We start from the raw sequence: 23609 nt of genomic DNA on the forward strand, positions 1-23609 counted from the left end.
CTCCTGCGGCCTCGGCCGCAGGAGCACGCGGCCGATCGGCCGCTCATCTGCAATCGGAGCTCGCGCGATGGCGCTGCTGGTCGTTCCTGCCTGTCTTCTGGTCCTGGCGCTCCTGATCGGGCCGTTGATCCTGATGTTCCGGATCTCGCTCAACCAGTTCAGCCCGACCCAGCTGATGGTGCAGGCGCTGTCGCCGGACAACTACATCAAGGCTGCGACGGATCCCTACTACCAGCAGATCATCCTGGCGACGCTCGGCATCTCCATGCTGTGCACCTTGCTGACGCTGATCCTGGCGTTTCCGGCGGCCTACTGGATCGGCCGCATGGAGAGCCGCTGGAAGAGCCTGGTCGTGATCGCGACCTTGTTCCCGCTGCTGGTCGGCAACGTCGTGCGCTCCGCCGGCTGGATGGCGCTGTTCGCGCGCGACGGCCTCGTCAACACGGGTCTCTTGAAACTCGGCCTGATCTCGACGCCGCTCGAGATCATGTTCACGACCAAGGCCGTCATCATCGGCATCATCGCGGTGGTGCTGCCCTACATGATCCTGACGCTGTCGGCCGTCATCGAGAGCATACCCCGCGACCTGGAATATGCCGCCGCCAATCTCGGCGCCTCGGGCGCGCGGGTGTTCTGGCGCGTGATTCTGCCGCTGTCCGGTCCCGGCGTCGCCGCCGGCTCGATCCTGGTGTTCGTTTTGTGCATGAACACCTATGCAACGGCGGTGCTTCTCGGCGGCCCGCGATTCAAGATGATGGCGCCCGCGGTGTACGATCAGTTCGTGCGCGGTAACAACTGGCCAATGGGCGCCGCGCTCGCCTTCATGCTGCTCGCGGTGACCATGGCGTTCACGGTGTTCGGCAGCCTAGCGTTCGCGCGGAAGTATCGGACGCAATGACGGCAGACGCCGTCATTGCGAGGAACGCAGCGACGAAGCAATCCAGACTTTCCTTGGAGCCCTGGATTGCTTCGCTGCGCTCGCAATGACGAGAAGACGGATCGTAGGGTGGGCAAAGGCGCGCAGCGCCGTGCCCACCGCGATGCACGGAAAATACGCGTGGTGGGCACGCTGCGCTTTGCCCACCCTACACGACGACGATGAGGATACGCAGGCATGACCGACCAAGCCACACTGCCCGGCGATGAGCTCGCCGTCATCCGGAACAAGGGCGCGGCGCCGATCGTGCCGAAGGCGACGAGCAGGGATCGCGGCATCGGGCCGTTCAAGCGGCTGGCGCTGCGCAGCGCCACCGTGATTGACGGCACCGGCGCGCCGCCGATCGGACCTGTCGACATCATCGTCGAGAATGGCCGCATCGTCAGCATCAAGAAGGTCGTCGGTTACGGCTATGCCGGCAAAACCGGCGAGCCGGCGGATCACGAGATCGACTGCCGCGGCAAATGGGTGACGCCCGGCTTCGTCGACTGCCACGCCCATGCCGGCGTCGCCTATCACTCCGCCAATGGCTGGGTGCCACCGGTCGACTATGTCTACAAGCTCTGGCTGGCGCACGGCGTGACCACGGTGCGCGAGATGGGCTCGATGAACGGCCTGTCCTGGATGCTCGACCAGAAGCAGCGCGCCGAGGACAATACAATCGCCGCGCCGCGGCTGCTCGCCTACGCCTACTTTCCGGCCGTCAACGACATGGTCAAGACGATCTACACGCCCGAGCAGGGGCGGGAGTGGCTGCGTCAGGTCAAGCAGCGCGGCGCCGACGGCATCAAGTTCTTCGGCGCGCCGCCCGCGATCATGGAAGCCGCCCTCGACGAATGCAAGCAGATCGGCCTGCGCACCGGCTGCCACCACGCCCAGATGGCGGTGTCGCGAATGAACGCGCTGACGACCGCGAAATGGGGCCTGACCAGCGCCGAGCATTATTACGGCCTGCCGGAGGCGCTGTTCGAGGATCGCGTCATCCAGAACTTCCCGCTCGACTACAACTACACCGACGAATATTTCCGCTTCTCGGTGTCGGGCCAGATGTTCCGGCAGGGCGCCGAGCCCGGCTCGGCCAAGTGGAACGAGGTGCTGGAGCAGTTCCTGGAGATCGGCTTCACCTTCGTGCCGACGTTCACGATCTACGACGCCAACCGCGACCTGATGCGGGCGCGGCAGGCCTATTGGCACAAGGAGTACACCTGGAAGTCGATGTGGGACTACTTCACGCCGCAGCGCGGCGGCCACGGCTCGTACTGGTATCGCTGGTCGACCCAGAACGAGATCGAGTGGAAGGAGAACTACCGGCTCTGGATGGCCTTCATCAACGAGTACAAGAACCGCGGCGGCCGCGTCTGCACCGGCTCGGATTCCGGCTTCATCTATCAGATCTTCGGCTTCGGCTATGTTCGCGAACTGGAGCTGTTGCAGGAGGCCGGCTTCCATCCGCTCGAGGTGATCCGCTCGGCGACCTCGCAAGGGGCTGCGCTGTGCGGTCTGGAGAACGAGATCGGCACCGTCGACGTCGGCATGCGCGCCGACCTGCTGGTTCACGACCACAATCCGCTCACCGACTTCAAGTTGCTCTACGGCACCGGCGCGATGCGCTTCAACGATGCGACCAACGCGGTCGAGTGGCATCGGGGCCTGAAATACACCATCAAGGACGGCATCATCTACGACACCGAGGAGCTGCTCGCCGACGTGCGCGAGCTCGTGAAGGCGAGCTGGGAGAGCGACGTGCCGGAGAAATATGTGACCAAGGACGCCGCGGCGCCATGAGCGCCATGACGATCGATTTCTTCGTTCTTACCGGCTTTCTCGGCTCCGGCAAGACGACGCTGCTGCGCGACGTGCTGAGCGCGGAGACGGCGTCGGACACCGCCGTGATCGTGAACGAGGCCGGCGAGGTCGGGCTCGACGGCGTCCTGTTGCGCGAGAGCGGCGACGACGTGCCGATGGCGATGCTGTCGAACGGCTGCGTTTGCTGCCAAATCGGCAGCGACCTCGCCTTCACCATCGATCGCCTGATCATGGCGCCGCGCCCAGAAGGGGTTCCGCTGCTGCGCCGGATCATCCTGGAGACGTCGGGCCTGTCGATGCCCGGCCCGGTGCTGCGCCAGCTCGCGACGCTCGCCGAGCACCGCATGCGCGTCGCCGTCATCGCGACCTACGATCTCACGCGCGGCCTCGCCGTCGCGACCTTCGAGGAGGCGGCCGCGCAATGGGCCGCGGCGCACCGCATCGTCGCGACCAAGGCGGATCTAGCACCCGGCGCGTTGGCCGAGGCGGCGGTTGCGATCGCGCAGCTCAATCCGGTGGCCGAGGCGGTCGTCGTTGCGGATCGCGCCGCAGCCGTATCCGCCGCCTTCGCGCCGTTGTCATCAGTACCGCCGCTGCGCGAGATCGTGCCCGCTCTCGCCGTCGCGCATCCGCGCCTTGCGCTCTGCGTCGTCCGCCCGCTCGCCGACATCGCCTATGCCGATCTCGCGAGCTGGCTCGACAATGTCGCAGGCCGGCTCGGCGAGCGTCTTCTACGCATCAAGGGGCTCGTCAAAGTCTGCGAGGCGCCGCGGCCGCTGCTGGTCGAAAGCGTCGGCACGATGTTCTCGCCGCCGCGGCAACTGACGGCCAACAATCCGCCGCCGCCCTTCATTGTCGTCATCGCGCGCGACATCGACTGCGCCGAGCTGGAGCAGGTCGAGCCGAAGGGACTGTTCAAGTTCTCCTGGCGCGAGCCGGAGAGCAGGGAAGCACCGCGCGCCATTCGCGCCGAGTGGGTGACCTGAACGCTGCGAACAGTAGCGCCGTCCCAAGCCACCTGCCGTCAGTCCGGGGCAATCGTGCACACGCTTGCGTGCGCGCGATTGAACCCGGAATCCCGAGGTTGGTGACAACCAACGCAAGCCAATATCGGGATTCCGGGTTCAAGGCCTCCGGCCTTGCCCCGGAATGACGTTGCTAGGGGATGCAAAGCAGCTAACTCCCGCCGATCGTGCTCAGGCTCCGCGACGGATAGCGCAAGGCGACATCGAACGGGTTGAGCTTGCCCGCCAGCGCGTGTGCCTCGCTCTGCAGGATCTTCACGACATGCGGCAGGCGATCCGCATTCAGCCGCTCCGCCAATGTCCCGACGCTCAGCGCCGCCACCGCGTGGCCCTGCGCATCGAGCACGGGCACGCCGACGCCCGCCATGCCGGGAATGAGTCCAGTGCTGGTGTTGACCCAGCCCTGCGCGCGGGCCAGCGCCATCGCGCTGCGCAGCGAGGCCTCGTCGAGAAAGCCGCGGTCGAGCAGGCGCGGGATGTTGAAGCGGATCACCGCCTCCTGTTCGTCCTCCGGCAGATTTGCGAGGATGGCGAGGCTGCCCTGGCCGAGGCCGAGCGGCACCTTGCCGCCGATGTCGCCGGTGAAGGAGCGGATCGGAAACGGGCCCTCGACGCGATCGAGGCACACCGCATCGAAGCCGTTGCGCACCAGCAGGAAGATCGTGTCGCTCAGGGTGGCGGAGAGCCGCAGCAGCGCCGGTCGCGCGGCATCGCGCAGTCCGCTGGCCTGGCCGGCGCGCGCCGCGATCACATAGAAGTCGAGCGCCAGGCGATAGCGCTTGCCCGCGGCCTGCTCGGCGAAGCCCTCGGCGGCGAGATCCTGCAGCATGCGATGCGCGGTCGGCTGGCTGCAGCCGGCGGCCTCGGCGATGTCCTTCAGCCGCAGCCCCTTGGGATCGCCCTCGGCGAGCACGCGCAGCAGTCTCAAAGCCCGTCGCAGACTGGATGTGGAGTCGTTATCGGCGTTCGTCATCTGCATTGGCGAAAGGCAGGAGAGAGTAAGCGATCGGAGATTTCATATAGCAGAATTCTGGCGAGATAAATTCAGGATATCGGAATTCATGATTGACGGTTGGTCGCCGCCCGACGTGAAATCCGTCCAGGGCGGCCACTCCCGGGCAATGGCAGGGAGCCTCCCGCGCGAGGACGCATGGGTTTCCTGACGCTGGACGGTCTGACGAAGCGCTACGGCGAGGCCGCTGCGGTCAGCGACGTCACTCTTAATGTCGCCAAGGGCGAGTTCATCTCGCTGCTCGGCCCATCCGGCTGCGGCAAGACCACGACGCTCCAGATGATCGCCGGCCTGGTCGAGCCGACGTCGGGCCGCATCACCCTCGACGGCCGCGACATCACCCATGAGAAGCCGGACCGCCGCGGCCTCGGCATCGTCTTCCAGAGCTATGCGCTGTTTCCGCACATGACGGTGGCGCAGAACGTGTCCTTCGGACTCGAGATGCGCAAGGTGCCGCGGGCCGAGCGCGACACCCGCGTCAGCCAAGCGCTCGCACTGGTGCAACTCGCGGCGCTCGCCGACCGCTATCCCCGCCAGCTCTCCGGCGGCCAGCGGCAGCGCGTCGCGGTGGCGCGCGCGCTGGTGATCGATCCGCCGGTGCTGCTGCTCGACGAGCCCTTGTCCAATCTCGATGCCAAGCTGCGCGAGGAGATGCAGTTCGAGCTGCGCGGCATCCAGCAGCGCGTCGGCACCACCACCATCATGGTGACGCACGACCAGAGCGAGGCGCTGTCGATGAGCGACCGCGTCGTCGTGATGGAGCAGGGCCGCATCATGCAGGTCGACGCGCCGTACCTGCTGTATGAGAGTCCGGCGACGCCGTTCATCTCCTCCTTCGTCGGCAAGATGAACCGGCTGCCCGGGGTCTGGCGCCACAGCGGCTTCGAGACGAATGGCCGGTTTCTGCCGTGCGACGGCGCCGGTCTTGCTGAGGGCGCGGCCGCCGTGCTGGCGATCCGGCCGGAGAAGATCACTTTGACATCGCCAGGCAGCGGCGTGCTCGACGGCCGCGTCAAGGCGCGCTTCTTCCTCGGCAGCGCCTGGTTCTTCAGCATCGAGACCGATGCCGGACTGATCGGCGTCTCCCTGCCCAATGCCGGCAAGGAGCCCGCGCGCGGGGGCGATCCGATCGGCCTCGACTGGAGCCGATCGAGCGCGAAGGCGGCCAAGCCCGCTGCAGAACAGCCGGCATGAGCAGCGCACGCGCCGGCACGACGCCCTGGCTGTTGGCCGCCCCCGGCGCGCTACTGTTCACCGCGCTCGTGGTCGTGCCGCTCGTACTTACCTTGATCCTGTCGTTCCACGTCTACGACACGGCGACTGGCGTCAGAGACGAGACCACGCTGACTCACTACACGACCATCCTCACCGACAGCTACTTCCTCAACATCTTCTGGCGCACCTTGCGGCTATCAGCGCTGACGACCCTGATCTGCGCCGTCATCGGCGCGCCCGAGGCCTACATCCTGTCGCGCATGCGCGAGCCCTGGCGTTCGATCTTCCTGCTCGCGATCATCGGGCCGCTGCTGGTCTCGGTCGTGGTGCGGACCTTCGGCTGGAGCATGCTGCTCGGTCCTACAGGCCTCGTCAACGAGGCGTTCCGCGCGCTCGGCCTGGGCGCCATCAAGATCCTCTACACCGAGACCGCGATCGTCATCGCGCTGGTCCATGTGATGCTGCCGTTCATGGTGATCCCGGTCTGGACCTCGCTGCAGAAGCTTGATCCGATGGTGGAAGCCGCCGCCTGGACGCTCGGCGCCTCCCGCTTCACCGCGTTGCGCCGGGTGGTGCTGCCGCAGGTGACGATGGGTCTGCTGTCGGGCAGCCTCGTCGTGTTCGGCCTCTCGGCGTCAGCCTTCGCGATTCCCGCGCTGCTCGGCGGCCGCCGGCTGAAGATGGCGGCGACCCTGGTCTATGACGAATACATGCACGAGCTGAACTGGCCGCTCGGCGCCGCGATCGCGATCCTGGTGCTGGTCATCAACCTCGTCATCTTGCTGGCCTATCAGCGTGTGGTCGAAGCCCGCGCGCGCCGGACATTGGGGTGAGCGGCATGCACCGCAACGGCCCGATCGCCTTGCTGTTCCACACGCTCGTCGTCGGCTTCGTGCTGGCGCCGCTCATCGTGATCTGCCTCGTCGCGTTCACGCCCGCCAATACGCTGACCTTGCCGACGACGCAATTCTCGTTGCGTTGGTTCACGGCCGTATTTGCGCATCCGGACTTCGTCGCCTCGTTCCTCAACAGCCTGTGGGTCGCAGCGATTGCGGCGACGATTGCTGTGGTGCTCGCGGTTGCCGCGGGCCTCGCGCTCGACCGCTACGATTTCCGCGGCAGCGCCGCGCTGAACGCACTGTTTCTGTCGCCGCTGATGATCCCGCATCTCGTACTCGGCGTCGCGCTGCTGCGGCTGTTCGCACTGCTGGGCGCCACCGGCAGTTTGGTCTGGCTGACGGCGGGCCACATCGTCGTCATCACCCCTTACGTGCTGCGACTCGTGCTGGCCGCGCTGTCCGGGCTCGACCGCAGCGCCGAGCAGGCGGCGGTGACGCTCGGCGCCTCCGCCTGGATCGTGTTCCGACGCATCACCGTGCCGATGATCCTGCCCGGCATCACCGGAGGCTGGCTGCTCGCCTTCATCAATTCCTTCGACGAGCTCACGATGTCGATCTTCATCACCTCGCCGGCCACCGTCACTCTGCCGGTCCGCATGTACATGTACGCGACCGAGTCGATCGATCCGATGATGGCCGCGGTGTCGGCGCTGATGATCGCGGTGACGGCGGCGGCGATGCTGCTGCTCGACCGCATCTTCGGACTCGACAAAATCCTCGTGGGCCAGGGCTGACACCATGCCGCTGCTGCATCGCCTCGTCCGTACCGACAGCCCGGTGATCTTCTTCACCCTCAACGGCGTGCCTTGCGAAGGCCGCGACGGCGATACCGTGCTGACCGCCGTGCTATGTCACGCCGAGCGCCTGCGCGAGAGCGAATTCTCAGGCTCGGCCCGCGCCGGCTTCTGCCAGATGGGGGCCTGCCAGGATTGCTGGGTGCAACTCGACACCGGCGAGCGTGTGCGCGCCTGCACGACGCCGCTGAGCGAAGGCATGCACATCGTTACCCAGCGGAGGCGCAGTCATGGCTGAGCGCGCACCGCCGTTGATCCTCGGCGCCGGCCCGGCCGGCATCCGCGCCGCGATCAGGCTCGCCGCCGCCGGTTTGCGGCCCGTCGTGGTCGACGAGAACCACGCCTGCGGCGGCCAGATCTATCGCCAGCCGCTTATCCCCGACGGGCGTGATGACCGCGCGCGCTACGGTTCGGAAGCTCCGAAGGCCGTACGGCTGCATCGCGACTTCGTGGCGCTCGGCCGTGATGTCGACTACCGGCCGAACACGTTGTTGTGGAATCTGCGCGACGGCGCCGCCGACATTCTCCGCGACGGCGTCAATCATCGCGTGAGCTACGACGGCCTGATCCTCGCCACCGGCGCAACCGATCGCGTGCTGCCGATTCCCGGCTGGACCTTGCCCGGCGTGTTCACGCTGGGTGGCGCGCAGATCGCGCTGAAGGCGCAGGGCTGCGCGATCGGCCGGCGGGTGGTGTTCGCCGGCTCCGGCCCGCTGCTCTATCTCGTCGCCTGGCAATACATGAAGGCCGGCGTCGAGATCGTGGCTGTGCTCGACGCCGCGCCGCTGTCGGCGAAATTCAATCTGCTGCGGGCGCTGCCACTGGCGCCTGATCTCGTGCTGCGCGGCATACGCATGACGGCGGAGCTGGCGCTGCGCGGCACGCGCGTGCACCTCGGCGTCTCCGATCTTCGCATCGAAGGCGAGCGCCGGGTTGAACGCATCCTCTATCGGGCCGGCGGACGGGAGCACGCGATCGCCTGCGATGGCGTGGGCTATGGCCTCAACCTGCGCTCCGAGACGCAAGCCGCCGATCTCGCCGGCTGTGCGTTCCGCTTCGACCCCCGCGACCGCGCGCATCTGCCGCTGCGCGATTCCAGCGGTCGCAGCAGCGTTGCTGGAGTCTATCTCGCCGGCGACGGCGCGCGCATCGCCGGCGCGGACGCGGCTAAAGCAGCGGGCGAACGCGCCGCGCTGGCGCTGCTGGAAGACCGCGGCCTGCCGCATGACGCCGCGCGGGCCGCCACGCTCGAACGCACGCTTGCGACAATCGATCGTCTGCGCGACGCGCTCGAAGCCGCGTTTCCGTTTACTGCGCATTGGGTCGCCGACATCGCCGACGACACGCTGCTATGTCGCTGCGAGGAGATCAGCGCCGGCGAGGCGCGGCGCGCGATCGATGACTTCGCGCTCACCGAGATGAACCGTCTGAAGGCCGTCACGCGCATCGGCATGGGCCGCTGTCAGGGGCGTATGTGCGGCGCCGCTGCAGCGGAGCTGCTGGCCGCTCAGGCGAACCGCAACATCGGCGCGGTTGGCCGGCTGCGCGCGCAGGCCCCGATCAAGCCGATTCCATTGGCCGTCAGCCTGTCCACCGACGAGAAGCAGCATGACCCGGCGCATTGACTGCGATGTCGCGATCATCGGCGGCGGGCTCGTCGGCAGCTCCGCGGCGTTGGCGCTGCGCGGCATGGGTTTCTCGGTTACCTTGCTCGACAAGGGGTTCTGCGGCGCGCAGGCGAGCGGCGTGAACTATGGCGGCGTGCGCCGTCAGGGCCGTCCGCCCGAGCAATTGCCGCTGTCGCAGCGCTCGCACGCGATCTGGCCGCGGCTGAAACAACTCATCGGCATCGACGGTGAATTCCTGCGCTCCGGCCATCTCAAGCTGGCGCGGACGCCCGAGGATATGGCGAGCCTGGAGCGCTATGCCGCCGAGGTCGCGCCGTTCGGACTCGATCTCGAACTGGTCGGCCACAATCAGCTCAGCGAGCGCTTCGGCATCGCCGGCGGCGTCGTCGGCGGCTCGTTTTGTGCTGGCGACGGCCATGCCAATCCGCGGCTGGTTTCGACGGCGTTTGCCGCGGCGGCGCGCCGCGCGGGTGCGGAGGTGCTGGAGAACACCAGGGTCATTGGTGCCACCACCGCGAACGGCGGCTTTGCGCTGGAGGCCGAGGGCGTCGCCATCACCGCGCGCACGCTGATCAACAGCGCGGGCGCCTGGGCCGACAGCTTTGCGGCTGCATTCAACGAGCCGGTGCCGCTGGAGCGCACCTATCCGTCGATGATCGTGACCGAGCCGCTTGATCCGTTCCTGTCCGTCAACATCGGCATCGAAGGCGGCGGCATCTATGCGCGCCAGGTGACGCGCGGCAATGTCGTGGTCGGCGGCGAGCGCGCCGCGCCGCTCGCGGATCCGGATTATTCGCGCCCGCGCAGCGACGGCGCCCTCGCGATCATGCGGCGCGCCAGCGAGCTGTTCGAACCACTGCGCCACGCGCAGGCGATCAGGTTCTGGAGCGGCACCGAGGCGACGATGTCCGACCGCAATCCGGTGATCGGCCCGAGCGCGACGACGCCGGGACTCATCCACGCCTTCGGCTTCTCCGGCGCCGGCTTCCAGATCGCGCCGGGCGTAGGCGAGGTCCTCGCCGAACTGGTGCGCGATGGCCGGACCGCGACGCCGATCGACGCATTCACGATCAGCCGTTTCTCACCCGCATCGCAGCCGGGCGATGCTCCCTCCCTGAAGACAGGATAAGGAGACCTCGCCATGATCCATGCCCGTGCCGCGCTCGGCTCAGCCTTCGCGCTGATGCTCGCGACATCCGTCGCGCACGCCGAGACCAAGACGCTCTATGTCGGCATGAACGGCGGCAATTTCGAGCGCACCTATACGCAGGCGGTATTTCCGGATTTCGAGAAGGCGAACGACGTCAAAATCGTCGTCGTGCCCGGCACCTCGTCGGAGATCCTCGCCAAGGCGATCGCGGCGAAAGACAAGCCGCAGATGCATGTGATGTTTCTCGACGACGGCGTGATGATCCGCGCCGCCGGCCTCGGCCTGTGCGAGAAGCTGAAGCCGAGCGAGGCGCTCGGCCAGCTCGAGCCGTTCGCACGGCTGAAGGACGACGTCGCCGCCGGCATCGACATCGGCATGACGGGCTTGGCCTACAACAAGAAGCTGTTCGACGAGAAGGGCTGGTCGGCGCCGACCTCCTGGCTCGATCTTGCCGACCCCAAATACAAGGACAAGGTCGTGTTCCAGTCGGCCTCGGTCTCGACCTTCGGCCTGCACGCCTTCCTGATGTTCAACCGCATCCAGGGCGGCAGCGAGGCCAACGTCGAGCCCGGCTTCAAGGCGTTTCCTGACTCGATCGGCAAGAACGTGCTCGAATACATCCCGAACTCGGCCAAGATCTCCGAGATGGTGCAGACCGGCGAGGCCGCGATCTTCCCGCTGACGCCGACAGCGGTGGCGACCTTGAAGGAGAAGGGAATTGCAGTGGAGTACGCGCAGCCGAAGGAAGGCTCGGTCGTCCTGATGGTCGCGCAATGCGTGATCGCCAACAATTCCGAGGCCGAGCTGGCGCAGAAACTCGCCGCCTATCTGCTGTCGCCCGACGCCCAGGCCAAGGCGCTCGCCGCCGGCAACATCGTTCCGTCCAACACCATGGCCAAGGCGACGACGCCGGCGGCCGAGCAGAAGCTCGCCACCTTCCACACCTACATGAAGAGCGCCGTCACGCTGGATTGGGACGTCATCAACACCAAGCGCGCGGAGTGGAATACGCGCTGGAACAGGATGATCGAGCGGTGAGAGGTCGTCGGGGCGGGCAACTAACAGCGTGCCTCGAACTCCTCCCTGTGCTTGGAGGTCCTGGCGTTCGCCGTGACGACAGCGATGGTTGAAGGAGGTGTGGATCATCCCCTCCGGTGTCGTCCCGGACCCCGGCGCGCGAGAGCGCGTCGGGGCGCCGATCCGGGATCCCTACGCCGCGGCGGTTGTGATACGCGAATTCGTCGAGACGAGGCTGCCTCAAACCACTCCCTGTGGTTATGGGTCCCGGCTTTCGCCGGGACGACGGCAGTGATTGTCGAGGGATTTGCTGGGCATCTCCAACAGAGCTACCCCGCCGGATAGCTCGTCGCATACGTCTCCGTCAGCGCCTCATCCAGCCGCTGCCCAGTTCGGAAAACCGAGAGTGTCTCGGGACGCGTGACACCCGCCAGCAATCGGCCGTCGGGCTCCGGCGGCTCGATTACGGTGCGCAGCGGAATCCGCTCGGCGTAGATCGGAAGCGCATAGTCCTCCTCGTCGTCGATGACGCCGGCGGCGCGGATCTTGGCTGATGCCTTCTCGATTTCCATGGTGACCACCGACGTGGCCTTGAGCTCCTGATCGGTGGTCGGGCGCAGGCTCGCGGTGCGGCCCGGAAACAGGCGGTCGACCATCATTGTCAGCGCGCGAGCCTTCTCATCCTGATCCTCGATCAGTCGCGCATGGCCGAACGCCATCACCGAGCGATAATCGGCGGAGTGATGAAAGGCGCTGCGCGCCAACACCAGGCTGTCGAGATGCGTGACGGTCAGGCAGGCCGGTTGTCCCTCGGAGAGGCTGCGCAGCATCCGGCTGGCGCTCGATCCATGCCAATACAATGTTGAGCCTTCGCGCCAATACAGTGTGGGCGTGCAGTAAGGCTGGCCGTCGATGACGTAGGACACGTGGCAAAGGGCGGCCGAGTCCAGCAGTGCGTGCACCGTGGCATGGTCGTAGTGCGCGCGCTGATGCCGCCGCTTGACCCGGTTGGTATCGTCGATGGGATAGCTCGCCACCCGCTCGGTCATCGCTTGTCTCCTGTTTGCAGGCGACGTCATGCCATGGCAAAGTGGTTGCCGGGAGTGCCACTTCGATGCAAAATAAGGCAACCACTTCGCGGCGCCGCGACGATGCGCTGGCGCTGCCCATCGTACTCGACCGTACGATCCGCAGCCAATCTTTGCAGGTGCACGGTGCGTTGCGCAGCGGCATCGTCGGCGGTCTGCTGGCTTCTGGCCTGCGGTTGCCGTCGACGCGCGCGCTCGCAGAGCAGCTCGGCGTCCGGCGAAACGCGATCGTCGCAGCCTATGAGGCTCTGCTGTCGGACGGTCTGGTGGAGGCGCGGCACGGTGCGGGCACCTATGTCGCTGCTCGGTTGCCGACGCCGCAGACGGCGGCTCCAGCCGCCGAGCTGGAGATCAGGATTCCGCAAACCCGGCCGTTCGCGCTCGGCGTGACGCTCGTCGATCCGGTCTTGTTGAAGCGGCTGGCCGCGGCAAGCCGTCGCCGGATTGCACAGGCCGCGCCCGCTGCGCTCGGCTACGCCGATCCGAGGGGTAGCTTGCATCTGCGCACGCAAGTCGCGCACTACCTTGCCGCCAATCGCGGCGTCCGCTGCGATCCGAGCTGCATCCTGATCGTCAGCGGCACCCAGCATGGCCTGCGGCTGTGCATCGATGCATTGCTGACGCCTGGAGACGCAGTCTGGTTCGAGGATCCCGGCTACGTCGCCTCGCGCCATACGTTGAGCACGACGGGGACGAAGCTGGTGCCTGTCCCGGTCGACGGCGAAGGCCTCGTTGTGAGCGCCGGGGAGAAGGCCGATGCACGCGCGAAGGCCGTCTACGTCACGCCCTCGCATCAGTTCCCCACGGGAGTTGCGATGAGCATGGCGCGTCGCATCGCGCTGCTCGACTGGGCACGGCGGGCGGACGCCTATATTTTCGAGGACGATTACGACAGCGAGTATCGCTTCGCCGGCCCGCCGCTGACCGCCTTGGCCGGCATCGGCGGGGAGCGCGTGATCTATCTCGGCACGTTCGGCAAGACGCTGTTCGCGGGATTGCGGCTCGGCTATCTCGTGGTGCCGCCCGCCCTGGTGGCCCGCGTGGTCGCTGCGCGCGCGGCGCAGGACCGGTTTCCGCCAGCCTTCATGCAGGATGCACTCGCCGACCTGATGACCGACGGTGTGATTGCAGCCCACATGCGGCGGATGCGTCCGCGTTACAGGCAGGCCCGCGATGTGCTCACCGAGGCGCTCGCCAGGCACGCCAAGGGATCTCTGCTGTTATCCGCGCCGGCCCAGGGCCTGCACCTGCTTGCGACATTGCCGCCGGGAACGGCGAAGGGCGCGGCGCGGTTGATTCGCGAGCGCGCCGGTGTCGAATGCCGCCTGCTGTCGGACGCGCGGATCGTGCAGCGCGGCCTGGACGGTTTCATCCTCGGCTATTCGGGCTTTGCCGCCAAGGATCTCTCCGACGCCGCGCGGCGCCTCGGGCGCGCGACGCAGGAGGTGCTGCGGGAATCGAGCTCTCCGCGAGGTCAGAAGATGTAGTCGATGAAGAGCTGCTGCTGCGGGGCGCTGAACGCCTTCGGCAGCGGGCCCGCTTGCGGATTTGCCGGAGCCTCCGCGCCGGCCGCGACCTGGTCGCTGCGCGCAAGCTGGTCGTTCATGCGCTGGCGCAAGGCGTCGAGAAGCGGTTCGCGCGGCACCTCGTTGTAGGCATGCTCCTGGGTCGAGCACATGCCCACGCAGCCGATCCGCATCGCCTTCACCGCATCCTTCGGCGTCGCGTTGGCGCTGCCGTGATGACCGACCTTGTAGAAGTCGATCTTGCCCAGGATCTCCTGCGCCTTGGTGGTGAGCTGGGTGTGACCCGGCGTGCCATAGGCCCCGCCATACAGGAAGTTCTCCCAATTGCCCCATTGCGCATCGCCGGCGAACAGGAGGGTCTTGCCGCCGAAGGAGAACAGGATGACGAGGCTCTGATTGTTCAGCGTCTTGTCGGCGGCCTGGGCCTGGGCGGCCAGCACGTCGGGCTGCGCCCCCTGGAGCATGCGCAGCATGCGGTCATAGCCATAGGGCGCAAAGGCCTTGTCGTCGTAGTCCTCGCGCTTGCCGCAGAAGGCCCTCCCGAACGGCTTCAGCCGGTCCGGCGAATCGCTGCTCTCGGTCGCCCCCGCCAGATATTGCTGATTCTTGTTGGTCATCTGACCAATCAGGGCGTCGTCGATCGGAGGGCCGAGAATCTCCGCGGTGAGACCCGCCGCCATGAGATCGGGGGGCAGCACCGGCTGATCGCCGGCCTTGTAGTAGTCATGCGCCGGCTGCGTCCCCTTGAAGCCGCCATGCAGCACATCGAGCGCCTTCTGGTTGGCGGCAATACCCGCAACCCCGAGGCCGCCCGTGATGTTCTCCGCCATGCTCAGCATCTGCTCGGCCGCGGGATCGGGCCCGGCCGCCAGCCGCGCCCGGAATTGCCGGCCGAGGTCGCCGGCCATGGCGACGAGGCTGGCCTGAAACGCTGCGGCCTTCGGATTTGCGGGGTTCTCGAACCAGGGCATCCAAACCCGCTCGACCTCGATCTGAGCAAAGATGTCGGCGCAGCTGCCGAAGCCGGAGATGTGATCGGCATGGCGATGCGTCATGATCACCAGCGCAAGCCGGTTGCCGCAGTCTTTCGCCATCTGGGTGACGGCCGCGCGCATGCTGCCGAGGTCTTTGGCGTGAACCCCGCAGTCGATCAGGATGTGGCTGATGCCGGCCGACGCTGGAACGCTCAGCAGGAAGAAGTCGCCGAACCCGATGCGGTACATGCGCACGCGCAGCCCGCTGGCGGCCTTCACGGGGAGAGCAGGCGAGGGAGCGACGGTCGTTGCCGGCGCGGATCGTTTGCGCGTTGCTCCGGCTCGGCCGGCAGGCTTGTGCGGCCGCGGGTTGCTGGACGTCGCCAATGTCGTGCGGCTGCGTGGCATGTCAGACTCCAGCATGGAGCAGCGCGAAGTCCAGGCGGAAGCGCTTGTCGCCATCATGTCGGCTCGGCTGCGTGGTCGCGCGCCCGCTCGCGATGTAGAAGTTGCGTACCCGTTCCTCGCGCTCCGGCCGGTAGAGTTTGGGAATGACGAAGCGCACGCGCGGGTCGGGACGCTTGTCATGCTCGGGCGGATCCTGCGCGATCAGCAGCGTAACGCCATTGCGCAACGGGAACGTGCCGGTGATGCCATGACCGAACGGCACCCGCATGGTCTGCACCAGCTCGACGACCATGCTGACATAGAGCTTGCCGTCCTTGCCGGTCGAGAACATCGGATGAAAGGAGGGGGCCTCGATCTCGCCGGCGTTCGGATCGAAGCCGAGCTTTTCGGCATGCGTCACGGCGAAGGCGCGCAGCACGTCGCCATTGTGATCCTTCTCCTCCTTGGTGAGGCCGTTCGGATCACCGAACGTCAGCCCTGGCACGCGCAGGCTGCCGCGCACGACTTTCGGCCAGAACAGCGCATCTTCAGAGAACGCCGTCGCGTTCTCGGCCACGATGCCGCGCAGCCGGAAGGCCTGCATCAGCGCGTCGCGAATGCCGTCGGGATCGTCGGGCGTATAGTCCAGATGCGCCGTCAGCAGTGCGCGCAGGAAATCGCCGAAGGTAATGTCGACGGGCGGGCAATAATCCAGGGCGCGGGCGCAGATGGTGAAGAATTCCTCCGCCGTCCGGCTCGCCTCCATCGCCAGCCGGTTCGCGAGCGGCGCCGGGAGGTCGGCCTTGTCGACGCTTCCGCCGCCGGCGCGAAAGATCCTGAACAGGTCGAATGTCCTGCGGCCGTACACAGTGAAATAGGCGTCGAAGACTGCAGCGACCAGAATCGAGCCGCGTTCGTGGGGTTCGATCTTGGTCGCGATGTCCTTCGCCCCGTCGGGCGTCGCCGGGGTCATGAGCGCGCTGCGCAGGCTGGATTGCCGCCCGGCCGCTTCGCCGAACTGAGTGGCCAGCGCGATCAGCGGATTTTCCGTGCTGAGTTGTGACTGGATCGCGGGTGTGCCTCCGGGCGCAAGCTCGGCATCGCCCCTGAGCCTGTACTCGAACAGCTTGCCGCCCGTCTTCTGCAGCGTATCAACCAGCACCTCCTCATGGGAGAAGTGCAGGAACAGCGCAGCGAGATCGGCGAACGCCTCGTGGAAGGCCGCCACATCGACGTTGGTCGGCTCCATGAAGTGCTCGCGGATGCCATCGACAATCGCATGCGTGGTCTCGTGCACGATGATGTCGTGCGACAGGCAGGTGAACACGGTCTGTCCCGGCAGGTTGCGGCCGGGATTGGTGCGGCTGGCCTTGAAATAGCCGAACAGGATGCCGTGCGCCTCCGGACTGTAGAACGCGTTGGCCTCGCACATGGCATGCGGGAACAGGCTCAGGCGTCGCGAGGCGCCGCGCGGTGCGGGCGGATGGCTGCGGTCGAGTCGCGTCCGCCAGCGCACGCGCCGCCCGAGCGCGTACTCGAAGCGCTGCAAGGTCTCGCTCGCCACGGCGTAGACCATCTGCTGATGAAACCGCGGGTCGGATTCCGACGGCGGCAGTCCATGGGTCATCAGCAGCTTGGGATCGTCGAGATTGACCGGCTTATAGAACGTCTTCTGGCTGCCATCGTAGTCGATCACCGCGAAACGTTCGCCGATCGGGCCGGGCTCGAGGCTCTCGTAGCGCACATGGGTGACCATCTGATTGCCGACGAACTTGCCGAGGCTTGGATCGAAGGCATAAACGTTGAGTGGCCGTTCCGACGGAAACGGGATTTCCGCCGTCGAGAAGATATCATCCGGGATCTCGCGCGCCGGCGACGCCGGGGCGTCGCTCCCCGGCGTGACGTCGTCGCATGTGAAGCGCTGTCGATGCGTCATCCTGGCCTCGTCCGGCGTCGGCTAGTAGCCTCCGGCAAACGGGAAGCCCGCCGGCGAGGTGATCTGGATGCCGAGCTTCTGCTGCAATGTCGCGTCGATATGGCCCCGCAGCGCCGCGTCGCAGACCGCATAGCCCCAGTTCATCAGCCGGTTCTGCACCTCCGGCGGCATCTTCTCCAGCCGGGTCGGGACGGCCGCGAGTGGTGCCGGATCGCGGTGGAGACAGTCGAGCGGATCCTCTTTCAGCTTGTAGTCGGCAAAGCTGGTACGGATACCCCAATAGGTGCCGGTGTGGTCGCCGCGATTGTAGGCGTCGATCAACTGACGCTTGCGCAGGCTTCGGACCTGGTTGTCGATCACGCCGAGGACGCGAACCGCGTGGCGAGCCCAGTCATGATGCGGATCCTCCTCCGGCGCGATCTGCTGGCCGGCATCGCTGACGAGTAAGGTGGAGAAGCGCTTGACGGTCTCGAGGCCGAGATTGTCGTAGACGCCGCCGTCGCTGAGCACGGCGCTCGTGGTGTAGGGCGGGTGACTGAGGTCGGCGCCGTCGACCTTGCGGACCGGCTGATGGATCGGCAGGGTCAGCGGCGAGAGGATCGGCGGAAAGGCGGAGGACGCCGCGACCGCGGTCGCCAGCGTCACGTCAGGTGAATCGACCAGCCCCACGCGGTAATCGCCCATGTAGGGCCGCGAGAACCGCCACAGCACCGCCGACTGGATGTTGGTGGCGTTGATGACGAAGCGCGGCGCCCTGCCGGTGCGGTCGTCGGGAAGGTCCGCGAGCTTGCTGCCGTTGAACAGAACCTCGTCATAGGCCGCAGCGACCCGGTCGCTGATAGTGCCGGGCAGGAAGATGCCTCCGATCACGGCGCCGATATCGACGGAGGTGTCGGCCATCTTGCGAAGCCCGTCGACGATGATCGCGAAGTTGTCGGCCTTGCCGGCGGCGTCGAAGTGAAGGTCCTTCCAGCGCAGACCGAGATAGGCCGACGTGATCGAGCCTCCGGACACGCTCGAAATTCGCTTGAGCCGGCTGAGCAGGCCGACCTCATTGAGGCGCCAGAGCGCGCCGATGTGAAACACCATGGCGCGGTAGCCGCCGCCGGAGAGAGACAGCGTGACGCCGTCCTGATGCTGGCCATCGGCTTCATCAAGGTCGGTCGGCTCGATCGGCATGGCGCTCCTCCCCTTTGCCGATAGGTCGGGAGGATCGTGCACACGTTCAACGGGATCGGAAATATTTTCGCATCCGGTGCGGAGCGCGCCGGGCAGCGCGGCGACCGGCTATTGATACGGGTCGTGCTCGGCGTTCGTCATGGTCTGGCGCACCCGGCGCAGGGTGATGGGCGTGCCGTCGGAGACGAACTTCAGCTCATAGGCGCGGCCGGCATCGTCCTTGGCCGTGCAGGTTACGCTGGTGACCTTCAGCATCGCGAAATTGCCGACCTGCCGGCAGACCCCCGACGAACTCTGCGCCGCGGGCACCGGGATGCCGTCGACCTTCGGGCGGTGCTTCGAGTTGAGGAGCATGCGGTCGATCGGCAGCACGTAGACGTTCTGAACCGACCTGCGGCCATTGATCCCCGAGAAGGAAATGATGTGACTGTCGTCGTTGGGGTCGTCGAGGGCGACGGTGAAGTGGGCGCGGCCCTTTTCGCTGTGGAAGAAGGCCACCGTCTTGCACGGGAACTCGCGACCATCGACCTTCACCCCGCCGCAGCTGCCGGACATCAGAGCGTAGAGATCGATGTCGGGCCGGTCCTCCGGGGCGCTCGCAAGCTCCTGCGCGAGACACGGCAGGCTCAGGCTGACACCGAGCGCGATGGCGGCGAGGCGAAACAATGACAAGGACATCCGCAGCGATCGGTCCGGGAAATGACGATGGAGGGGGTAACGACTCAGTCAAATCATGTGTCAACTTTGCGGCAAAATCAGGTCGCGCGATCGTGGGAGCCGGCTGGCGATCACTTGCCTGACTGCGCCTGCACCTTCTGTTTCCAGAGCGCCCAGGCGCGGTCCATGATCACCATGTTGACGCCGTCGGCCTTGGCCGCCTCCTCTGCGCTGAGATAGGTCACGTCAGAACCGAGGCCCAGTGCCTGGGCCTGCAGCCTCGCATTCACGTCGGTGTAATAGGCGCGGAATACGGCCGCCTGCACGGTGGGGCCGACGATGACATCGCCATGGCCGCGCATCAGGATGACAGATTTGTCGCCGAGCGCAGATGCGAGCGATTTGCCGATCGCGTTGTTGCGCACCAGCATGTCGGTGGCGCCGAATTCCTTGCCGATGTCCCACACTGGCGCGCCGTCGCCGAGAAAGGCGGCGTTGTGGTAGAGCGGCCGCAACGGCGTCCGGCTGACGCTGAAGGGCACGACGCCGGGCGAATGCGTGTGCACCACGGCCTTGACGTCCGGTCGCGCCTTGTAGACCTCGGCATGGATGAAGCGTTCGAGGAACACGGTGCGGTTCCTCGCATCGACCGGCTCGCCGTTCTCGTCGAACTCCATGATGTCATTGGCCGTGACCTGCGCCGGTGCGATCGACCGCGACATCAGGAAGTGGTGCGGGTTGGCTGGGTTGCGCGCGCTGACATGGCCGAAGGCGTCGACGACGCCGAGATCCGCGAGCACACGGCTGCCAGTGGCAATGTCCTCGAGGAGTTCGCGAGGGACGCCGGGGATGGCGTCTTGCGCGCGGGAAAGGCCTGTCGACAGAAGGAGGGCCGTGATGACGATCGCGGCGAAGCGGCTGAAGCTGGACATCTGGCTCTTCCTCCCGGCCTTCGTTGTCGAGACTCGTTGCCTCAGCATACGCGTCATTGCGAGCGAAGCGAAGCAATCCAGGATGGTGGACGGGCCTCTGGATTGCTTCGCTTCGCTCGCAATGACGGGGATGGGTCTGCGTGACGTAACGAACATGGCGGGGTGAGCGAGCTCCTCCTCAAGTCACCGGCGCGGGATTGAACAGCGTCAGGTCGTTGTGAATGCCCCACCGGTCCGACCACGGCTTGGTACGGCCGCTCGCGACATCGAGGATCAGCTTGAACAGCTCCCAGCCGGTCTCCTCGATCGTCATCTCGCCGGTGGCGATGCGGCCGGCGTCGAAGTCGATCAGGTCCTTCCAGCGCCGCGCCAGCTCGGTGCGGGTGGCGACCTTGATGACGGGCGCGGCCGCGAGGCCGTAGGGCGTGCCGCGGCCGGTGGTGAACACCTGCAAGGTCATGCCGGAGGCGAGCTGCAAGGTGCCGCAGATGAAGTCGGAGGCCGGCGTTGCCGCGAACAGCATGCCCTTCTGCTTGGCCTTCTCGCCCGGCGCCAGCACGCCATGGATCGGGCCCGAGCCCGACTTCACGATCGAGCCGAGCGACTTTTCGACGATGTTGGCGAGGCCGCCCTTCTTGTTGCCGGGCGTGGTGTTGGCGCTGCGATCGGCGCCGCCGCGCTTGAGATAAGCGTCATACCAGTCCATCTCGCGGATCAGCGCGCGGCCGACCTCCTCGTTGATGGCGCGGCGAGTCAAAAGCTGGATGGCGTCGCGGACTTCAGTGACTTCCGAGAACATCACGGTGGCGCCGGCGCGCACCAACAGATCCGCGGCGAAGCCGACCGCCGGATTGGCGGTGACGCCGGAGAACGCGTCGCTGCCGCCGCATTGCAGGCCGATGACGAGATCGGAGGCCGGGCAGGTCTGACGCGTGCGCTTGTTGAGTTCGGCAAGGCGTCTATCGGCCTGGGTCATGATGGCGTCGACGATGGCGCCGAAGCCGTCGAAGGCCTCGTCCTGCATGCGCACGATCGAGTCTTCAGTGCCTTCCGGCAGCAGCCGCTCCGGCGCGAGCTTCTCGCAGCCGAGGCCGACGACCAGGATCTCGCCGCCGAAATTCGGGTTGAGTGCGAGGTTCTGCAAGGTGCGGATCGGCACCACCGCGTCGGGCGCCGTGATCGCGACGCCGCAGCCATAGGCGTGGGTCAGTGCAACGACGTCGTCGACGTTGGGGTACTTCGGCAAGAGCTCGCTGTTGATCCGCTTGATCGCGAATTCGAGCGTCCCCTTCACACACTGGACCGAGGTCGAGATGCCCAGCACGTTGCGGGTGCCGACCGAGCCGTCGGCGTTGCGATAGCCTTCGAACGTGTAGCCGTCGAGCGGCGGCAGCGGTGCCGGGACGGCGGTGGAGATTTCGAGCTGGTCGAGCGCAGGCGCCTCAGGCATGTCGATGCGGGCCTCGTCGACCCACTCGCCGGCGGCGATGAGCGACTTCGCGTACCCGATGATCTCGCCGTAGCGGATGATCGGCGCGCCCTCGGCGATGTCGACCAGTGCGGTCTTGTGGCCCTGCGGGACGAAGGTCTTCAGCGTCAGGCCGTCGGGCAGCTTGGTGCCGGCAGGCAGGCCGAAATCGTTGACCACGATCGCGACGTTGTCGCGCGCGTTGAGCTTGATGATCCGCGGCTCCTGATTCACGACCTGCTGGTTCATGCTGGCTCCGTTTCGCGTTCGGCTTCGTAGTCCGTAGGGTGGGCAAAGCGAAGCGTGCCCACCGTCTAGCGTCTTGGTCGACCGTCGGTGGGCACGGCGCTTGCGCGCCTTTGCCCACCCTACGGGTCTTCGTTTCCGTCATTGCAAGGAGCGAAGCGACGAAGCCATCCAGAATCTTCGATTGGCTCCTGGATTGCTTCGCTTCGCTCGCAATGACGACCGGCTCACACCGGGAAGGTGTAGGCCGTCTTCACCGTGGTGTAGAACTCGCGCGCGTAGGAGCCCTGCTCGCGGGCGCCGTAGCTCGAGCCCTTCCGGCCGCCGAACGGGACGTGGTAGTCGACGCCCGCGGTCGGCAGGTTGACCATCACCATGCCGGCCTCGCTGTTGCGCTTGAAGTGCGAGGCGTATTTCAGGCTAGTGGTGCAGACGCCGGCGGCGAGGCCGAACTCGGTGTCGTTGGAGATCGCCAGCGCCTCGTCGTAGTTCTTGGCGCGGATGACGCAGGCCACCGGGCCAAAAATCTCCTCACGCGCGATGCGCATGTTGTTGTTGGCTTCCGTGAACAGCGCCGGCTGCATGTAGAAGCCCGGGCTCTCGCGGTTGAGCAGTTCGCCGCCCCAGGCCAGCTTGGCGCCTTCGTCCTGGCCGATCTTGAGATAGCGCTGGTCCTGCTCGAGCTGGTTGCCGTCGACCACCGGGCCGATATGCGTGCCCTGCTTGACGGCGTCATCGACCACGAGGCCCTTCAATCGCTCGGTGAGCGCCGCGACGAACTTGTCGTGGATGCCCTCGGTCACGATCAGGCGGGAGGACGCGGTGCAGCGCTGGCCGGTCGAGAAGTAGGCGCCGTTGGCGGCGGCTTCGACCGCGACCTTGACATCGGCGTCATCGAGCACGACCAGCGGGTTCTTGCCGCCCATTTCGAGCTGGAACTTCTTCATCGGGTTCGACAGCACGCAGGCCTGCGCGATCTTGCGCCCCGTGCCGACCGAGCCGGTGAAGGAGATCGCGGCGACGTCCGGATGTTCGAGCAGGGTCTGGCCGACCACCGAGCCGGAGCCGACGACGAGGTTGAATACGCCCGCCGGAATGCCGGAGCGCGCGATGATCTCGGAGAGGGCGTGGGCCGAGCCCGGAACAAGCTCAGCCGGCTTGAACACCACGGTGTTGCCGTAGCAGAGCGCGGGAGCGATCTTCCAGGCGGGAATCGCGATCGGGAAATTCCAGGGCGTGATCATGCCGACGACGCCGACCGCCTCGCGGGTGATCTCGACGTCGAGGCCCGGACGCACCGAGGCGCCCTTCTCACCGGTCAGGCGCAGCGCCTCGCCGGCGAAGAACGCAAAAATCTGGCCGGCGCGGGCGACCTCGCCGATGCCCTCCGGCAGCGTCTTGCCTTCCTCGCGGGCGAGCAGGCGGCCGAGCTCTTCCTTGCGCGACAGGATCTCCGCCGAGATCTTGTTGAGCGCGTCATAGCGCTCCTGCGGCGTCGAGCGCGACCAGGCGGGGAATGCGGCCTTGGCGGCGGCGATCGCCTTCTCGGTCTGCGCCTTGTCCGCCTTGGCGTATTCGCCGACGACATCATTGGTGTTGGACGGGTTGATGTTGCGGGTCACTCCGCTGCCGTCGACCCACTCGCCGGCGATGAAATTCTTGAGGATCGCGTTCATTTCAAAACTCTCCAGGCTTGCGCGACTGTGCTGGCACAATCTAGCCGATTACATCCG

At 66.4% G+C, this 23609-nt stretch carries 20 protein-coding genes; 11 read left to right on the plus strand and 9 right to left on the minus strand.

All coding sequences use genetic code 11. The annotated features are described in order from the left end of the window. The first annotated feature begins 67 nt into the window (after positions 1-67). From BRADO_RS07250 to BRADO_RS07260, 3 genes are all read left to right on the plus strand, one after another. Positions 68-898 (plus strand): ABC transporter permease, encoded by an 831-nt coding sequence (locus BRADO_RS07250; RefSeq protein WP_011924657.1) that lies wholly within the window; start codon positions 68-70, stop codon positions 896-898. 216 nt (positions 899-1114) lie between these two features. Beyond that, positions 1115-2722: an amidohydrolase family protein gene (locus BRADO_RS07255; RefSeq protein WP_011924658.1), complete on the plus strand. Its 1608-nt coding sequence runs from the start codon at positions 1115-1117 to the stop codon at positions 2720-2722. Beyond that, entirely contained in the window at positions 2719-3729 is a 1011-nt protein-coding gene (locus BRADO_RS07260) for a GTP-binding protein (RefSeq protein ID WP_173363490.1), read from the plus strand. The genes BRADO_RS07255 and BRADO_RS07260 overlap by 4 nt, the downstream gene beginning before the upstream one ends. A 190-nt stretch (positions 3730-3919) precedes the next feature. On the opposite strand, the gene BRADO_RS07265 is transcribed toward BRADO_RS07260, so the two are convergent. Further along, a complete protein-coding gene (locus tag BRADO_RS07265; protein WP_041757365.1) occupies positions 3920-4741 on the minus strand; it encodes an IclR family transcriptional regulator in 822 nt (273 codons plus the stop codon). Between the two features lie 177 nt (positions 4742-4918). Between BRADO_RS07265 and BRADO_RS07270 the strand changes: the two genes are divergently transcribed. From BRADO_RS07270 to BRADO_RS07300, 7 genes are read left to right on the plus strand one after another with little or no spacing between them, the layout of a single operon-like run. Then, positions 4919-5974: an ABC transporter ATP-binding protein gene (locus BRADO_RS07270; RefSeq protein ID WP_011924661.1), complete on the plus strand. Its 1056-nt coding sequence runs from the start codon at positions 4919-4921 to the stop codon at positions 5972-5974. Continuing rightward, entirely contained in the window at positions 5971-6828 is an 858-nt protein-coding gene (locus BRADO_RS07275) for an ABC transporter permease (RefSeq protein ID WP_011924662.1), read from the plus strand. The genes BRADO_RS07270 and BRADO_RS07275 overlap by 4 nt, the downstream gene beginning before the upstream one ends. Positions 6829-6833: 5 nt before the next feature. Then, on the plus strand, positions 6834-7628 hold the full coding sequence (locus BRADO_RS07280) for an ABC transporter permease (protein ID WP_041756215.1): 795 nt from the start codon (positions 6834-6836) through the stop codon (positions 7626-7628). A gap of 4 nt (positions 7629-7632) precedes the next feature. After that, the gene (locus BRADO_RS07285; RefSeq protein WP_011924664.1) at positions 7633-7926 is read left to right on the plus strand and encodes a (2Fe-2S)-binding protein; all 294 of its coding nucleotides are present in this window, start codon (positions 7633-7635) and stop codon (positions 7924-7926) included. After that, positions 7919-9313, plus strand: coding sequence for an NAD(P)/FAD-dependent oxidoreductase (locus BRADO_RS07290; RefSeq protein ID WP_011924665.1), 1395 nt, complete (start codon positions 7919-7921; stop codon positions 9311-9313). The genes BRADO_RS07285 and BRADO_RS07290 overlap by 8 nt, the downstream gene beginning before the upstream one ends. After that, on the plus strand, positions 9297-10445 hold the full coding sequence (locus BRADO_RS07295) for an FAD-binding oxidoreductase (protein ID WP_011924666.1): 1149 nt from the start codon (positions 9297-9299) through the stop codon (positions 10443-10445). The genes BRADO_RS07290 and BRADO_RS07295 overlap by 17 nt, the downstream gene beginning before the upstream one ends. A 12-nt stretch (positions 10446-10457) precedes the next feature. Then, positions 10458-11504: an ABC transporter substrate-binding protein gene (locus BRADO_RS07300; protein WP_011924667.1), complete on the plus strand. Its 1047-nt coding sequence runs from the start codon at positions 10458-10460 to the stop codon at positions 11502-11504. A 308-nt stretch (positions 11505-11812) separates the two neighbouring features. Here BRADO_RS07300 and BRADO_RS07305 read toward each other — a convergent pair whose 3' ends face one another. After that, positions 11813-12532 (minus strand): pyridoxamine 5'-phosphate oxidase family protein, encoded by a 720-nt coding sequence (locus BRADO_RS07305; RefSeq protein WP_041756216.1) that lies wholly within the window; start codon positions 12530-12532, stop codon positions 11813-11815. A 65-nt stretch (positions 12533-12597) separates the two neighbouring features. On the opposite strand from BRADO_RS07305, the gene BRADO_RS07310 reads away from it, so the two are divergent. Beyond that, a complete protein-coding gene (locus BRADO_RS07310; protein WP_041756217.1) occupies positions 12598-14058 on the plus strand; it encodes a PLP-dependent aminotransferase family protein in 1461 nt (486 codons plus the stop codon). Here BRADO_RS07310 and BRADO_RS07315 read toward each other — a convergent pair. The 7 genes from BRADO_RS07315 to BRADO_RS07350 form a co-directional block, all read right to left on the minus strand. Next, complete coding sequence (locus BRADO_RS07315) at positions 14046-15350, minus strand: hypothetical protein (protein WP_011924670.1); 1305 nt, start codon at positions 15348-15350, stop codon at positions 14046-14048. The two genes, BRADO_RS07310 and BRADO_RS07315, sit on opposite strands and share 13 nt — an antisense overlap. Positions 15351-15480: 130 nt before the next feature. Continuing rightward, on the minus strand, positions 15481-17394 hold the full coding sequence (locus BRADO_RS07320) for a peptidase M4 (RefSeq protein WP_011924671.1): 1914 nt from the start codon (positions 17392-17394) through the stop codon (positions 15481-15483). 21 nt (positions 17395-17415) lie between these two features. Then, the gene (locus BRADO_RS07325; protein ID WP_041756218.1) at positions 17416-18573 is read right to left on the minus strand and encodes a patatin-like phospholipase family protein; all 1158 of its coding nucleotides are present in this window, start codon (positions 18571-18573) and stop codon (positions 17416-17418) included. Positions 18574-18681: 108 nt separating this feature from the next. Then, entirely contained in the window at positions 18682-19251 is a 570-nt protein-coding gene (locus BRADO_RS07330; RefSeq protein WP_011924673.1) for a hypothetical protein, read from the minus strand. Positions 19252-19361: 110 nt separating this feature from the next. Continuing rightward, a complete protein-coding gene (locus BRADO_RS07335) occupies positions 19362-20162 on the minus strand; it encodes a class II aldolase/adducin family protein (protein ID WP_256374598.1) in 801 nt (266 codons plus the stop codon). 178 nt (positions 20163-20340) lie between these two features. Further along, on the minus strand, positions 20341-21879 hold the full coding sequence (gene garD / locus BRADO_RS07345) for a galactarate dehydratase (RefSeq protein ID WP_011924675.1): 1539 nt from the start codon (positions 21877-21879) through the stop codon (positions 20341-20343). Between the two features lie 224 nt (positions 21880-22103). Then, a complete protein-coding gene (locus BRADO_RS07350) occupies positions 22104-23552 on the minus strand; it encodes an aldehyde dehydrogenase family protein (protein WP_041756221.1) in 1449 nt (482 codons plus the stop codon). Between the last annotated feature and the right edge of the window lie 57 nt (positions 23553-23609).

Source organism: Bradyrhizobium sp. ORS 278 (assembly GCF_000026145.1).
In the GTDB taxonomy this organism is placed as follows: Bacteria; Pseudomonadota; Alphaproteobacteria; order Rhizobiales; family Xanthobacteraceae; genus Bradyrhizobium.

Bases quoted from the DNA above. Each gene is read 5' to 3' on its own strand.
- garD (WP_011924675.1), bottom strand. From the start codon at position 21,879: ATGAACCAGCAGGTCGTGAATCAGGAGCCGCGGATCATCAAGCTCAAC.
- BRADO_RS07310 (WP_041756217.1), top strand. From the start codon at position 12,598: ATGCAAAATAAGGCAACCACTTCGCGGCGCCGCGACGATGCGCTGGCG.
- BRADO_RS07350 (WP_041756221.1), bottom strand. From the start codon at position 23,552: ATGAACGCGATCCTCAAGAATTTCATCGCCGGCGAGTGGGTCGACGGC.
- BRADO_RS07255 (WP_011924658.1), top strand. From the start codon at position 1,115: ATGACCGACCAAGCCACACTGCCCGGCGATGAGCTCGCCGTCATCCGG.
- BRADO_RS07295 (WP_011924666.1), top strand. From the start codon at position 9,297: ATGACCCGGCGCATTGACTGCGATGTCGCGATCATCGGCGGCGGGCTC.
- BRADO_RS07320 (WP_011924671.1), bottom strand. From the start codon at position 17,394: ATGACGCATCGACAGCGCTTCACATGCGACGACGTCACGCCGGGGAGC.
- BRADO_RS07265 (WP_041757365.1), bottom strand. From the start codon at position 4,741: ATGACGAACGCCGATAACGACTCCACATCCAGTCTGCGACGGGCTTTG.
- BRADO_RS07330 (WP_011924673.1), bottom strand. From the start codon at position 19,251: ATGTCCTTGTCATTGTTTCGCCTCGCCGCCATCGCGCTCGGTGTCAGC.
- BRADO_RS07290 (WP_011924665.1), top strand. From the start codon at position 7,919: ATGGCTGAGCGCGCACCGCCGTTGATCCTCGGCGCCGGCCCGGCCGGC.
- BRADO_RS07280 (WP_041756215.1), top strand. From the start codon at position 6,834: ATGCACCGCAACGGCCCGATCGCCTTGCTGTTCCACACGCTCGTCGTC.
- BRADO_RS07305 (WP_041756216.1), bottom strand. From the start codon at position 12,532: ATGACCGAGCGGGTGGCGAGCTATCCCATCGACGATACCAACCGGGTC.
- BRADO_RS07285 (WP_011924664.1), top strand. From the start codon at position 7,633: ATGCCGCTGCTGCATCGCCTCGTCCGTACCGACAGCCCGGTGATCTTC.
- BRADO_RS07275 (WP_011924662.1), top strand. From the start codon at position 5,971: ATGAGCAGCGCACGCGCCGGCACGACGCCCTGGCTGTTGGCCGCCCCC.
- BRADO_RS07325 (WP_041756218.1), bottom strand. From the start codon at position 18,573: ATGCCGATCGAGCCGACCGACCTTGATGAAGCCGATGGCCAGCATCAG.
- BRADO_RS07270 (WP_011924661.1), top strand. From the start codon at position 4,919: ATGGGTTTCCTGACGCTGGACGGTCTGACGAAGCGCTACGGCGAGGCC.
- BRADO_RS07335 (WP_256374598.1), bottom strand. From the start codon at position 20,162: ATGTCCAGCTTCAGCCGCTTCGCCGCGATCGTCATCACGGCCCTCCTT.
- BRADO_RS07260 (WP_173363490.1), top strand. From the start codon at position 2,719: ATGAGCGCCATGACGATCGATTTCTTCGTTCTTACCGGCTTTCTCGGC.
- BRADO_RS07300 (WP_011924667.1), top strand. From the start codon at position 10,458: ATGATCCATGCCCGTGCCGCGCTCGGCTCAGCCTTCGCGCTGATGCTC.
- BRADO_RS07250 (WP_011924657.1), top strand. From the start codon at position 68: ATGGCGCTGCTGGTCGTTCCTGCCTGTCTTCTGGTCCTGGCGCTCCTG.